The sequence below is a fragment of the Vibrio sp. 10N.222.55.C6 genome, from assembly GCF_041473395.1.
GTDB classification, from domain to species: domain Bacteria; phylum Pseudomonadota; class Gammaproteobacteria; order Enterobacterales; family Vibrionaceae; genus Vibrio; species Vibrio crassostreae_C.
This window is the reverse complement of sequence record NZ_JBFRSD010000028.1, coordinates 139,625-153,301: the sequence shown is the minus strand read 5'-3', so window position 1 is coordinate 153,301 and position 13,677 is coordinate 139,625. Positions and strand designations below refer to the sequence as shown.

At 45.1% G+C, this 13,677-nt stretch carries 15 protein-coding genes and 1 other RNA gene; 6 read left to right on the top strand and 10 right to left on the bottom strand.

Going from position 1 to position 13,677, the window contains the following annotated elements:
• Positions 1-107: 107 nt before the first annotated feature.
• Both rnpB and rsmI read right to left on the bottom strand, forming a co-directional pair.
• An RNA gene (gene rnpB / locus AB4486_RS16395) (RNase P RNA component class A) lies at positions 108-547 on the bottom strand.
• A gap of 195 nt (positions 548-742) precedes the next feature.
• Positions 743-1,609: a 16S rRNA (cytidine(1402)-2'-O)-methyltransferase gene (gene rsmI / locus AB4486_RS16390; protein ID WP_372057796.1), complete on the bottom strand. Its 867-nt coding sequence runs from the start codon at positions 1,607-1,609 to the stop codon at positions 743-745.
• Between the two features lie 61 nt (positions 1,610-1,670).
• Here rsmI and AB4486_RS16385 point away from each other — a divergent pair, with 61 nt between their 5' ends.
• Genes AB4486_RS16385 through AB4486_RS16370 form a run of 4 tightly spaced genes read left to right on the top strand, consistent with a single transcriptional unit; the run spans position 1,671 to position 5,088 of the window.
• A complete protein-coding gene (locus AB4486_RS16385) occupies positions 1,671-3,488 on the top strand; it encodes a penicillin-binding protein activator (protein WP_372117779.1) in 1,818 nt (605 codons plus the stop codon).
• Complete coding sequence (locus tag AB4486_RS16380) at positions 3,475-3,873, top strand: YraN family protein (RefSeq protein ID WP_017084761.1); 399 nt, start codon at positions 3,475-3,477, stop codon at positions 3,871-3,873. The genes AB4486_RS16385 and AB4486_RS16380 overlap by 14 nt, the downstream gene beginning before the upstream one ends.
• Positions 3,874-3,875: 2 nt before the next feature.
• A complete protein-coding gene (locus AB4486_RS16375; protein WP_004729817.1) occupies positions 3,876-4,466 on the top strand; it encodes a phosphoheptose isomerase in 591 nt (196 codons plus the stop codon).
• A gap of 16 nt (positions 4,467-4,482) precedes the next feature.
• A complete protein-coding gene (locus tag AB4486_RS16370) occupies positions 4,483-5,088 on the top strand; it encodes a BON domain-containing protein (RefSeq protein WP_004729818.1) in 606 nt (201 codons plus the stop codon).
• A 91-nt stretch (positions 5,089-5,179) separates the two neighbouring features.
• On the opposite strand, the gene sspB is transcribed toward AB4486_RS16370, so the two are convergent.
• The 8 genes from sspB to zapE form a co-directional block, all read right to left on the bottom strand.
• Positions 5,180-5,674 (bottom strand): ClpXP protease specificity-enhancing factor, encoded by a 495-nt coding sequence (sspB, locus tag AB4486_RS16365; protein WP_017087501.1) that lies wholly within the window; start codon positions 5,672-5,674, stop codon positions 5,180-5,182.
• Positions 5,675-5,680: 6 nt separating this feature from the next.
• Positions 5,681-6,316, bottom strand: a complete 636-nt coding sequence (sspA, locus tag AB4486_RS16360) for a stringent starvation protein SspA (RefSeq protein ID WP_010434700.1) — start codon at positions 6,314-6,316, stop codon at positions 5,681-5,683.
• Positions 6,317-6,413: 97 nt separating this feature from the next.
• Complete coding sequence (locus tag AB4486_RS16355) at positions 6,414-7,151, bottom strand: cytochrome c1 (RefSeq protein WP_017061436.1); 738 nt, start codon at positions 7,149-7,151, stop codon at positions 6,414-6,416.
• Positions 7,148-8,413, bottom strand: a complete 1,266-nt coding sequence (locus tag AB4486_RS16350; protein WP_017061435.1) for a cytochrome bc complex cytochrome b subunit — start codon at positions 8,411-8,413, stop codon at positions 7,148-7,150. Before AB4486_RS16350 ends, AB4486_RS16355 begins: the two co-directional genes overlap by 4 nt.
• Positions 8,413-9,003, bottom strand: a complete 591-nt coding sequence (petA, locus tag AB4486_RS16345; protein WP_017061434.1) for a ubiquinol-cytochrome c reductase iron-sulfur subunit — start codon at positions 9,001-9,003, stop codon at positions 8,413-8,415. Before petA ends, AB4486_RS16350 begins: the two co-directional genes overlap by 1 nt.
• 330 nt (positions 9,004-9,333) lie before the next feature.
• Positions 9,334-9,726, bottom strand: coding sequence for a 30S ribosomal protein S9 (rpsI, locus tag AB4486_RS16340; protein ID WP_004740758.1), 393 nt, complete (start codon positions 9,724-9,726; stop codon positions 9,334-9,336).
• 13 nt (positions 9,727-9,739) lie between these two features.
• A complete protein-coding gene (rplM, locus tag AB4486_RS16335; protein WP_010434689.1) occupies positions 9,740-10,168 on the bottom strand; it encodes a 50S ribosomal protein L13 in 429 nt (142 codons plus the stop codon).
• Between the two features lie 247 nt (positions 10,169-10,415).
• Positions 10,416-11,519 carry a cell division protein ZapE gene (zapE, locus tag AB4486_RS16330; RefSeq protein ID WP_017061433.1) on the bottom strand — a complete coding sequence of 368 codons (1,104 nt, stop codon included), beginning with the start codon at positions 11,517-11,519 and terminating at the stop codon, positions 10,416-10,418.
• 219 nt (positions 11,520-11,738) lie between these two features.
• On the opposite strand from zapE, the gene zapG reads away from it, so the two are divergent.
• Both zapG and AB4486_RS16320 read left to right on the top strand, forming a co-directional pair.
• A complete protein-coding gene (zapG, locus tag AB4486_RS16325) occupies positions 11,739-12,194 on the top strand; it encodes a Z-ring associated protein ZapG (protein WP_017061432.1) in 456 nt (151 codons plus the stop codon).
• 126 nt (positions 12,195-12,320) lie between these two features.
• Positions 12,321-13,676 (top strand): Do family serine endopeptidase, encoded by a 1,356-nt coding sequence (locus tag AB4486_RS16320; RefSeq protein ID WP_017061431.1) that lies wholly within the window; start codon positions 12,321-12,323, stop codon positions 13,674-13,676.
• Position 13,677: the final 1 nt, after the last annotated feature.

The window sequence follows — 13,677 nt, the reverse complement described above, 5'->3', positions numbered from 1 at the left end:
CCCAAGCTTATATCAGGGTGAAAGATTTTAAGGAAATCTAAATAATTTACGTCAATATAAAGCAAAAAACCCATCACTACGGTTAAGTAATGATGGGTTCTTTATATAGGTGGAGTTGACACATACGCCGGGTTCTGTTCCGCTTGCGCGGTGGTAACCATTCGTCTAGGCCTGCAATCGCTCACAGGCTCAAGCAATCTACCCGCCCCCATACGCGAGCAGCGCAATGCGAGGGCCTATTTGATCTTGCTCCGGGTGGAGTTTACCTTGCTACGAACTGTTGCCAGTCGCACGGTGCGCTCTTACCGCACCCTTTCAGCCTTACCTGTGCCTCTTCCGAAGAAATGAGGCCATCGGCGGTCTTCTCTCTGCTGCACTTGTCGTGGGCTCGCGCCCCCCAGACGTTATCTGGCACCCTGCTCTATGGAGCCCGGACGTTCCTCCCCTCTGCCAGTCTCCCGAAGGACTTCAACGTCAGTTTCCCGAAGGACCTCAACGTCAGTCTCCCGAAGGACATCAGCAAAGCAGCGATTACCCGTTCAACTCCGAGGGCGGATTGTATAGAGATTAGAGTGCAGTGTCTAGCGAGATCACAAATATGCTGCAAACCGCTAAGTAAACGCATGAATTTCACACAATCCAGACAAAAAAAGAGGAATGAAGGGACGACCTTCATTCCTCACAAGCTTTAAAATAGCACTCTAGCGACTTATACACTGAGCAGCTATTTATCTATTCAGCGTTAACCATCTAGGTGCTCAAGGCCCCACTTGTACAGCGCGTTCTTTTTCAGGTTGTAGATTTCAGCTGTCATTGCCGCCGCTTTTTTAAGAGGTAACTCTTTAGTTAGGATACCCAGAGTACGAGTCGCTTCGTCTGGCAGTTCTGTGCTCGCTTCTTCACGATGACCATGAATCAGTAACACCATCTCACCGCGCTTACGGTTCGAATCTTCTTCAATCCACTCAATAAGTTCACCAAGTGGCAGCCCTTGGATGGTTTCGAAGGTTTTGGTTAGCTCACGCGCCAACACGACCTCACGGTCGGGTCCTAAGATCTCTAGCATGTCCTGCAGAGAATCCGTAATACGGTGCGGTGATTCGTAGAAAATACATGTGCGCTCTGCTTTTGCAATCTCTAAGAACTTGTCTTTACGACCCTTACTCTTTGGTGGTAAGAAGCCTTCAAAGCTGAAACGATCTGACGGTAAACCTGACGCACTGAGTGCGGTAATCACAGCACAAGCACCAGGAAGTGGCACAACTCTCACACCCGCTTGACGACATTGTGAGACAAGATGGTAACCTGGATCACTGATTAAAGGAGTACCCGCATCAGAGACTAATGCGATAGACTGACCTTCTAATAACCTTTCGACTAGAACTTGCGCTTTAGTTTGTTCATTATGATCATGTAAAGCGAACGTTCTGGTGGATATATTGAAGTGAGCAAGCAGCTTACCCGTGTGGCGTGTGTCTTCGGCTGCAATAACATCGACACTTGATAAAATTTCAATTGCTCTTTGAGTGATATCTCCCAAATTTCCGATTGGGGTTGGCACAATGTAGAGAGTTGGGCTCTCTGTGAGCAAGGTTTTGTTATCTGTCATTTGTTTACCATCACTTCAACGATTAATATAGATACAAATTTATACGGAATTTAAAGAACTCATGGCAACGATGAACCATAAGAGACTCAGTGTACCACGCTTACTAACTCCAATTGCATTAGCAATTACATTGGCGGCTTGTTCTTCAGGTCCTCAAGCACCAACGCGTGTTGATATTACACTAGATCCAGCGCAATCAACTGAAAGTTACATGATGCAGGCGGATAGTAGCAAAGGAAGTCTACAAAACGACTGGTTAATCATGGCACTTAAGGCTTCTGTGCAAGCTGGAAAAACCGATCAAGCGACTCTGCTTATCAAGCGCTTAGCCAAACAAGAGCTGAGCGAGACGCAACAAGCGGAATGGCAATTAGCTCGCGCTCAACTGCTGGTGAATAACTCGCAACCACAGCAAGCGTACAGCCAGCTGAACTTTCAGCCTTGGTGGAAGCTTCCGAACGAGCAGTGGAAAGATTATCACGAGCTACGCGCTAACATTTCTGAAATGCAAAGCGAGTATTTCGAAGCAAGCCGTGAGTTAGTCCTTTATTCAGAATACGTAGACGCTGATGACGAAAGCCAACAGATAACTGCCGACCGTATTTGGCAGAACCTGAATAGCTACTCTCAATATGAGATTCTAGAACTTAAGACTTCTCCGACAGAAGACGTTCTAGCAGGTTGGTTACAGCTGGCTATTTATATGAAGACGCTGAACTCTAACCTTCCAGACCTACAGAAAACTCTGTCTGATTGGCTGGCTGAGAACCCTCGTCATCCTGCAGCAATATACACACCTCAGGCGATCACTGACATATTGGCGCTAGAGATAAGCAAACCAACCAGCACTGCGCTATTACTGCCGCTCACGGGTAAGTACGGCAAGCAAGCACAGCTTGTGCGTGATGGTTTCATCTTTGCGATGATGAATGACAAAGAGCGCGAAGAAAACGCAACGCTAACGGTTATGGACACCAACGTTCAAAGTGCTGCTGAAATTAAAGCGACACTGGAAGAGAACAAGGTAGATTTCATCGTTGGCCCGCTGATTAAGAGCAATATTACCAAGCTTCAGCAAGCGCAGAAAAACCACGAAAATTCGATTCCAGCTTTAGCTCTAAATATTCCGACGCAGCTAGAACCTGATACCAATATTTGCTATCTCGCTCTATCGCCAGAGCAAGAAGTCGCTCAGGCAGCGAAACACCTTTTTGCTCAAGGCTACAAGTACCCGCTTATTCTGGCGCCAAAAGGGCGTTTAGGTGACCGCGTTAAGCAAGCGTTTGAGAAAGAGTGGAAAAAATACAGCAACAACGAAGTCGCGATTACCTTATTCTCTGACAAACGCCAACTTCAGCGCAATGTGAATCAGGTATTCGGCTTACAAGAGAGCCAACAACGTATCGCTCAAATGGATGGGCTACTTAACCTAGACCTAGAAACTGAACCGCGCAGCCGTCGTGATATTGACTCTGTTTACATTGTGGCGAAGAACTCAGAGCTTACGTTGATTAAGCCTTTCATTGAAGTCGCGATTAACCCAGATGCTGACCAACCAGCCTTGTTCTCAAACTCACGCAGCAATAGCGGTGACAAGCAGTACGAAGATCTAACGGGTGTGTTCTACAGTGACATCCCACTATTGGTTGAGAGCAAGAACGAGCTTAACAAAGAGCTAAACGACCTATGGCCTGCACATTCAAACGGCCAAAAACGTCTGCAAGCACTGGGGATGGATGCCTACTACCTAATGGATGCATTGCCACAGATGAAAGCCGTACAGGATTACAGCATTCCAGGTGAAACCGGCGTGTTAACCATCGACAACAACTGTGTTGTTCAACGTGAAATCAGCTGGGCAGAGCATGGGGCTTTTTAGCCGAAAGTTCCTGTCCAAACCAACAATCACCCACAAACAAGTGGGTGATAAATACGAGACCGTGGCTAAAAATTATTTAGTTGGCCACGGATTATCGTTAATTCAAGAAAACTTCATAGCTAAATGTGGCGAGATTGATCTTATAATGCGCCATAACAATACGGTTGTGTTTGCTGAGGTAAAATACCGCAAGCAAACCCGCTACGGACATGCCGCCGAAATGGTGACAGCAAAGAAGTCACAGAAGCTGCTCAAAACAGCCAATGTTTGGCTTATGCAGCAAGGCTTGTCGGTGCACTCTACAGATTTCAGGTTTGATATCGTTGCCATAGAAGGGCCGAATGACAATATCGACTGGATTCAAAACGCGATTACCCAAGGATAAACATGCTAGACAGCATTAAAGAAAGTTTTACAGAAAGTATTCAGATCCAAATTGCGGCTGCAGAAGCACTGCCAGACGCAATTACGCATGCCGCTCAAGCAATGGTTGCGACCTTGCTTAACGGAAACAAAATTCTTTGTTGTGGTAATGGTGGTTCGGCGTCGAATGCTCAGCAATTTGTATCGTGCCTACTTAATCGCTTTGAAACCGAGCGCCCTAGCCTGCCAGCAATGGCTCTCACAGCAGACAACACCACGCTAACGGCAGTAGCCAACGACTATCACTACGAAGAGATTTTCTCTAAGCAGGTACGTGCGTTTGGTCAAACTGGCGATATTTTACTGGCTATCTCTACTAGCGGTAACAGCAAAAACATCATCAAAGCAATGGAAGCAGCGGTAACACGTGACATGACGATCATCGCCTTTACGGGTAAAGATGGTGGTGAAATGGCAGGCTTACTTGGCGAACACGATGTAGAAATTCGTATCCCTTCACACCGTACAGCACGCATTCATGAAGTACACATGGTGACACTGCATTGCTTATGTGACCTAATCGATCAAGTACTCTTCCCTGCTCACGAAGAGTGATATACGGAGCATCACAATGAAATCATTAACCTCTATGAGGCTGTTTAAGCTGATTAGTGTTTCGCTACTTACACTGTCCCTGTCTGGTTGTGCTGGCATTTTCATTGCTGGTGCCGCAACCACAGCGAACTTAGTCACTGATACACGAACCACCAAACAAATCTGGAACGATAACAATATCGAATTTGAAGTCGCGGCCATCACCAACAAGCAGCCATATCGTGGCAACGTTCGTATCACAGCGAGCTCTTACCGAGGTTCAGTTGTATTGATGGGGCAAGCGACCACTGACTCAGAGCGCCGCGCGTTTGAAAACCAAGCCAAAGAAGTGGCAGGCGTAGAAAGCATCCATAATCAGGTGCGAGTAAAAGAGCCATTGACCATCAGTGCTATTAGTAACGACAGCTGGATTACTACCAAGGTGAAATCAGCTCTTCTAGCAAACGCTGATCTCAACGGCATCAAGGTTAAAGTCATCACTGAAGATTCAGAGGTGTTTTTACTTGGGTTAGTATCTAGAGAGCATGCTGATATCGCGACAGAAGTTGCGCGTAATGTTTCAGGCGTAAAGCAGGTGATTCGAGCGTTTGAATATGGCGAAGAAGAGACGGCCGTTAACTAGCCTTAAGCAAGCCAACTAAATGCTATTTAGCAGAAAAGAAAAAGCAGCGACGAGTCGCTGCTTTTTTATTTGAGTCGTTATTTAGCTAACGCTATTTGATAACACGAAGGCTTGGGCGACCTTTTGCTGGACGAGGAGGCTCAGGATCTGAGTCAGGCTCTTCAGCATCTACGTCTGCCGTTGCTACGCTCAAAGATGGGCCTTTCTCTTGTTCTTCAAAAGGACTTTCTTCAATCCCTTCTTCAAAAGATTCCATGTAAGCCTCTTCAGGTTCAAACATGGTACCAGCACCATTTTCACGAGCATAAATCGCTTGTACTGCGTAAAGCGGCACGATCACAGAGTGTGGACGACCACTAAAGCGAGCACTAAACGTCACAGCTTCGTTACCCAGTTCAAGTTGTCCAACCGCACGAGGTGCGATGTTCAGAATGATCTGACCATCTTGAACAAACTCTTCTGGAACTCTTACACCCGGTAATGTTGCTTCAACAACAAGGTGTGGAGTTAATTCGTTATCAACCAGCCATTCATAAAATGCACGAAGCATATATGGTCGGCGTGGAGTCATATTTGAAATATCCATAAACGCTTAGCGAACGAGTCGCATCTCACGCTCAGCTTCAGTTAGAGAAGCTAGGAATGAATCACGTTCGAATACGCGGTTCATGTAAATCTTAAGCTCTTTAGAACCAGGGCCAATTAATTCGATACCAAGCTCAGGTAAACGCCATAGTAGCGGAGCTAGGTAACAATCAATTAGGCTAAATTCTTCGCTCATGAAGTATTCATACTCAGCGAAGATAGGAGCAAGAGTTAGTAGGTCGTTGCGCAGTTTAACGCGAGCTGCTTCAGATTCTTCAGCGTTGCCTTTAACGATCTTCTCTGCAACTGAATACCAGTTACGCTCAATGCGGTACATCATTAGACGACTATTACCACGAGCAACCGGGTATACAGGCATCAACGGTGGATGAGGGAAACGCTCATCTAAGTACTCCATAATGATCTTTGAGTCATATAAAGCAAGCTCACGATCAATAAGAGTAGGTACTGATTTGTACGGGTTCAGTTCAACAAGCTCTGCTGGTAGATTTTTTTCATCAACCAACTCAACTTCAACACTTACGCCTTTTTCAGCAAGAACAATGCGCACCTGATGGCTATACATATCAGAAGCACTTGAGAAAAGAGTCATTACAGAACGTTTATTGGCAGCTACAGCCATGGAGCCCTCCAGTACACTTTAAATAAAAACAATGGAGGCCTAAAGCCTCCATTGAACATTAACATAATTTGGGAATTAGCACTGTATTATAGCACAATTAGTGCACATCACGCCAATACTCTTTCTTCAGCAAAATCACGATGATAGTGAAGATTACTAAGAAGGCCATTACCCACCAACCCATAGCGTGACGCTCAAGTTGAACTGGGTCGCCCGAGTAAACCAAAAAGTTAACAAGGTCACGAACTGCTTCGTCGTATTCACCAGCACTTAATTCGCCAGAGCCGTCAGTCTCAGTGCCAACAACAACCGTCACTTCCTCGCCATCTACCATATGAGTATCGTAGATTGGTGTTGGGATACCTTGCAGTTCTTCAAGAACGTGCGGCATACCAACGCTTGGGAAAACAATGTTGTTCACGCCAAATGGACGAGACGGATCTTCATAGAAAGTACGAAGGTAAGTGTACAGCCAGTCTGCGCCACGAACACGAGCAACCAATGTTAGGTCTGGTGGCGGAGCACCAAACCAACTTGCCGCTTGATCAGAAGGCATAGCATTAACCATCAAGTCACCGATTTTCGCTTCAGGGTCGAAAATCAGATTTTCCTTCATAAGATCAACGGGGATCTCTAAATCATTCGCAACACGTTCATAGCGCTGGTACTGCGTTGAGTGACAAGCGAAACAGTAGTTCATGAACATCTTAGCGCCATTTTGCAATGAAGCTTTGTCTGTTAAATCATTGTTCGCTTTGTCTAATGGTACGTTTGCACCCGCTGCCATCACCAGTGACGGCAACATAGCAAATAAAATTACAATCCACTTTTTCATTTGAATGTCACCCTTTCTGGTAATGGTTTCGTCGCTTCATTTTTACTGTAGAACCACAGTAGAACGAAGAACATGAAGTAACCTAAGCTAAAGATTTGAGCCAGTAGCGTGTATGTTGGCGTTGCTGGAAGCGCACCAAGTACACCAAGCGCAATAAAGCTTATTGTGAATTGGATGATGTTAATCAAATGCAGTTTGCTACGGTAACGGTAAGAACGCACTTTACAACGGTCGAACCATGGTAGTAGGAATAGCACAACAATAGATGCGCCCATTGCTACAACACCTAGCAACTTATCAGGAACAGCACGCAGAATTGCGTAAAACGGCGTGAAGTACCATACCGGAGCGATGTGCTCTGGTGTTTTCAGTGGGTTAGCAGCTTCAAAGTTTGGCGGCTCAAGGAAGAATCCACCCATCTCTGGGTTAAAGAACAGCACATAACAGAAGAAGAATAGGAAACCGGCCACACCAACCATATCTTTCACGGTCCCGTATGGGTGGAAAGGAATAGAGTCAATGATGTCGTATTTCTTAGTGTAATCCTTGTGGAATGGGAACTGCGTTTTGTAGTCGTCGCCCATTGTGCCTTTAGGAAGTTTCGTCTCAATACCGTCTGGGTTGTTCGAACCCACTTCGTGCAGTGCTAGTACGTGAAGTACGATAAGCAGCAGAAGTACAATTGGTAGAGCGATAACGTGCAGTGCGAAGAAACGGTTCAGCGTTGCACCAGAGATGATGTAGTCACCACGGATCCAAAGCGTTAGGTCATCACCGATAACAGGGATCGCACCAAACAGAGAAATGATTACCTGAGCACCCCAGTAAGACATTTGACCCCATGGTAGTAGGTAACCCATGAAAGCCTCAGCCATAAGCACTAAGAAGATCAACATACCGAAGATCCAAAGTAGCTCACGAGGCTTTTGGTAAGAACCATAGATTAGGCCACGGAACATGTGCAGGTAGATAACAACGAAGAATGCCGAAGCACCTGTTGAGTGCATGTAACGTAGTAGCCAACCGTATTCCACATCACGCATGATGTATTCAACAGAAGCAAATGCACCCTCACCTGACGGTACGTAGTTCATTGTTAGCCAAATACCCGTAAGGATTTGGTTAACCAATACCAACATTGCCAAAGAACCGAAAAGGTACCAAAAGTTAAAGTTCTTAGGCATTGGGTATTCAGATAAATGCTTTTTATACGCATTCATCGCGGGTAGACGTTTCTCTACCCAATCAAGCAATCCTTGCATTACGCGTCTCCCTCGTCCACACCGATCATGATCTTAGTGTCACTCAAATACATATGCTTTGGTACAACAAGATTCAATGGAGCTGGTACGCCTTGGAATACTCGACCTGCCATATCAAACTTTGAACCATGACAAGGACAGAAGAAACCAGACTTAACACCCTGAACTTGTTCTGCAAAAGAATCCGGCAGGTAAGTTGGAGAACAACCTAAGTGCGTACAGAAACCAACAGCAACGAAGAATTCCGGCTTAATTGAACGGAACTCGTTCTGTGCGTATTCTGGTTGTTGTTCAGCTTCAGATTGAGGGTCACGAAGTTGACCACCGATCGATTTTAGGTTTTCTAGTACCGACTCAGCACGGCGTACAACCCATACAGGTTTACCTTGCCACTCGACACGAACCATTTGTCCCGGTTCTAACTTACTGACTTCCACTTCCACCGGCGCGCCCGCAGCTTTCGCCTTGGCACTCGGATTCCATGATTTAATAAAAGGCACGGCTACAGCAGCTGCTCCTAAACCACCAACAACGGCTGTTGTTGCGGTTAAGAAACGCCTGCGACCGTTATTTAAAGGCGCGTTGCTCATCCAAACATTCTCCCATTTGCTCCTTGTGGATTGAAATAATTCCGATTAAAGAGCATGGCTAACAAAATATGTATTTAGTTCTATTTATTGACGGCAAATGATAAATAAAACCCTACTTTTTGACAAGATAAAGCTACCTTTTTGTAACAATCATGAGGCAAAGCGCACATTGGGTTACAAAAGCTTTCTAAATATAAGAATTTGGAAATAAAACGAGGGAGGGAAAGCGTTTAGAGGGGGTATAAAAACAAAAAGCCCGGCATATAGCCGAGCTTTGAACCACAATTCCAGTCGTAAAACTGGGAGCGTGTACTTTTTCGTAAAGAAAAATTAACGCTTAGAGAATTGAGGTTTACGACGTGCTTTACGTAGACCAACTTTCTTACGTTCAACGCAACGAGCGTCACGAGTAACGTAGCCAGCTGCACGTAGAGCAGGACGTAGAGTTTCATCGTACTCCATAAGAGCGCGAGTGATACCGTGGCGGATTGCGCCAGCTTGACCAGAAATACCACCACCAGAAACAGTGATGTAAAGGTCAAGTTTCTCAGTTAGTTCAACTAGCTCAAGAGGTTGCTTAACAACCATACGAGAAGTTGGACGACCGAAGTAAACATCAAGGCTGCGCTTGTTGATTACGATCTCACCAGAGCCTGGTTTGATGAAAACACGAGCTGCTGAGCTTTTGCGACGACCAGTGCCGTAGTATTGATTCTCTGCCATTTTCATAATCCCCTTAGATGTCTAGTACTTGTGGCTGTTGAGCAACATGGTTGTGCTCAGTACCAGCGTACACTTTAAGCTTACGGTACATCGCGCGGCCTAGAGGACCACGTGGAAGCATACCTTTAACTGCTAGTTCTAGAACCATTTCTGGTTTCTTAGCAATTAGCTTTTCAAAAGTGATAGTTTTAAGACCACCTGGGAACTCAGAGTGACGGTAGTAAACCTTACCCTTAGCTTTGTTACCAGTTACAGCAACTTTCTCAGCGTTAACAACGATGATGTAATCACCAGTGTCTACGTGAGGAGTGTATTCTGCTTTGTGCTTGCCGCGTAGGCGAGAAGCGATTTCACTTGCTAGACGGCCAAGAGTTTTGCCTTCAGCGTCTACAACATACCAGTCGCGTTTTACAGTTTCTGGTTTAGCAACGAAAGTTTTCATGCTAATAATTACCTATTTAAAAAATTTACACTTAAGGAATACTCGCGTATTCCCACTGTCTAAGAGTTACCATTCATCACCCCTTCGAGTGTTGGAAAACTCTTGGCATAACGTGATTTTACTCATCGCTAGAGGCCCGCAGTAACGGTAGGTCGCAGGATTATAGAGAAGAGCGAAGAAAAAATCACCTCTTTTTGAACAAAATCACGATTTTTTTAATTCTATTTCTTATTCGAGATAATCAAAGCTAACTTAAGTGTTCTTTTGCCAAATATTCATGGCTCTGCATTTCAATTAAACGCGACTGACAACGTTTAAATTCAAACTCTAGCTGACCATGGGTGTATAGCTTTTCTAGCTCCACTTCCGCTGAAATAATCAGCTTCACATTGCGCTCGTAGAACTCATCAACTAATGCAATGAAGCGCCTCGCAGCGTCATCTGAAGTCGCGCCCATTTGCAATACATCCGCCAATAGAACTGTGTGATAAACCCGAGACAACTCAATATAGTCGTTCTGGCTACGAGCCGACTGACAAAGCTGAGCAAAGGTACCATGCAGTACGCCATCACTCGCTTCGACTACATCTAATTGACGGTGGTTAACCTCTATCTGCTTAAGCTTCTCTTTATCTTCACCAACGAGCTGAGCGTAATACTTTTCGAGATTAATATTCGCTTGGCTATCTAGCGGGTAATGGTAAATCTCAGCCTGTTCTAAGGTACGTAGACGATAGTCAATACCACTATCGACATTAAGGATATGACAGTTGTCTTGAATGAGCTTGATGGCAGGTAAGAAACGCGCTCGCTGTAACCCGTTGCGATACAGATCCGCAGGTGGAATATTAGAGGTCGCAACCAAGATAGCGTTTCGAGCGAATAACTCTTGGAACAAGGTTCCTAGGATCATCGCATCGGTGATGTCTGAAACAAAGAATTCGTCGAAACAGATAATGTCCGCTTCTTCCTTCAACTTGTCTGCGACTAAAGGCAATGGATCACTCACATTACCTAGCGCCTTTAGCTCATCATGAACTCGATACATAAAGCGGTGAAAGTGAACACGCATTTTTTTAGTGGTCGGTAAGGCATCATAGAACGTATCCATTAGGTACGTTTTTCCTCGCCCTACGCCACCCCAAAAATAGAGACCTTTCGGTGGTTGTGGCAGTTCTGGCTTTTTGCCTAGTAATTTCTGGAAGCGAGTCAGTTGAGGAATGGGCGTATTCATGTAATCTTGAAATTGATGAAAGAGTTCATCTAAAGATTTTACGGCTTGCTCTTGTGCTGGATCTCTTTGAAATCCATGTTCTTTTATATCTTGTTCGTATTTTTTAATGGGATTCATGACGACATTTCCACAATGAAAGCAATATCAGACAACAACTAAAAATGAGCCCAAACAGTACGAGGAATAACGTGATGTGGTGAATAATGCAGCATCAAACTGCTAACTAGCGCACACGCATTTCTCTTTATACTGCGGCTTTCTCATAGTACCATGGAGCCGTATCACGTGTAACTAAGCAGTAACAAACATGTTAAAAAACAATAATAAGGAGCTGTTATGCCTTGGATGTATGCCGTTGCCGGTTTACTAGTCGGAGTTATTTTAGGGGTCGCTATTTCTCGTCTCATGACACCTGAATACAAAAAACAAAAGAACGTACAGAAAGAATTGGATAGCGCAAAGTTTGCCCTTGAGCAGCAGCGACAAGAGCTGGCTGATCACTTTGCGAAATCAGCAGAAATGTTGGACACATTAGGTAAAGACTACACAAAACTGTACCAACACATGGAAAAAACAAGCTCAGAGCTGATTCCTAACCTGCCAGAGCAAGATAACCCGTTTGTGAAAACAGCCGCTGCCCATTCGGACAAGCCACAAGAGAAGCCTTCAGTAAAAGAGGCGACACTTGAGGAACAACCGAAAGATTACGCTAATGGCGCAACCGGTTTATTTACAGAGCAGAAGAAAGAAATCATGAATGCTCCCGATGTTGTTACAGCAAAAGCATCGTAAACATTTAACACTTCTGTGAACTTTACAAAGGTTTTTGAGTCATAACTTTCACTCAGGTCATTTGAAACTTATCATACTTATTAAACGTATAAGAGGGTTAAGACCTTAACTAGAGAGGAGTTTATGATGAAAAAACCTTTGCTTGCTTTATCAGTGCTAACTTTAAGCTTAAGTTCAATCATCACCCCCATTAAAGCAACAGCCGCACTGCCATTAAGTGTGGGTAATGAACAATTACCGAGCCTTGCTCCTATGCTTGAACAAGTGACCCCCGCTGTGGTTAGTATTGCCGTAGAAGGCAAACAGGTACAACGTCAGCAAATCCCTGAACAATTTCAATTCTTTTTTGGTCCAGAACAAACACGAGAGCGTCCCTTCCGCGGATTAGGCTCTGGTGTCATCATTGACGCCGAGAAAGGTCATATCGTGACCAATTACCATGTCATTAATGGTGCGGACGATATCAAAGTAAAACTGCATGATGGTCGAGAGTACGATGCTGAGCTAATCGGCGGCGACCAGATGTCTGATATCGCACTGCTAAAATTAGAAGAAGCCAAAAACCTGACCCAGATAAAAGTCGCAGACTCAGACAAACTAAGAGTTGGTGATTTTAGTGTCGCGATCGGTAACCCATTCGGACTTGGGCAAACCGTGACATCCGGTATTGTTTCTGCACTCGGCCGTAGCGGCCTGAATCTAGAAAACTTTGAAAACTTCATTCAAACCGATGCAGCAATCAACAGCGGCAACTCTGGTGGTGCGCTAGTGAACCTTAACGGTGAGCTAATTGGTATCAACACCGCCATTCTTGGCCCTAACGGAGGTAATGTCGGTATCGGCTTTGCAATCCCTTCTAATATGATGACAAACCTGACAGAACAAATTCTCGACTTCGGTGAAGTAAAACGCGGCATGCTTGGCGTTCAAGGCGGAGAAGTGACCTCTGAATTGGCAGAAGCACTCGGTTATGAATCAAGCAAGGGCGCCTTTGTTAGCCAAATCGTCCCTGACAGCGCAGCCGATAAAGCAGGACTGAAAGCGGGCGATATTATTGTCTCTATTAATGGCAAACGCATTGATACCTTCAGCGAGTTAAGAGCTAAGGTCGCAACACTCGGCGCTGGTAAGCAGATTGAACTGGGTGTGGTTCGTGACGGTAAGAGCAAAACCTTTGATGTGACGCTTGGTGAATCCACCAATAATAAAACACAAGCTGAGAAGCTCCATGAAGGACTAGCTGGTGCTGAGTTAACCAACACAACAGAGAGTGACTCTGCAACGGGCGTCAAGGTATCGAATGTTGCTCAAGGTTCACCAGCCGAAGCCTATCAACTCCTGAAAGATGACATCATCATCGGAGTAAACCGCCAGCCCGTTAAGAACCTTGCTGAGTTTAGAGAGATTCTTGAAAAACAACCTGGTGTACTGGCGCTTAATATCCAGCGAGGCGACCGAACTATCTATCTTGTGATTCGATAGT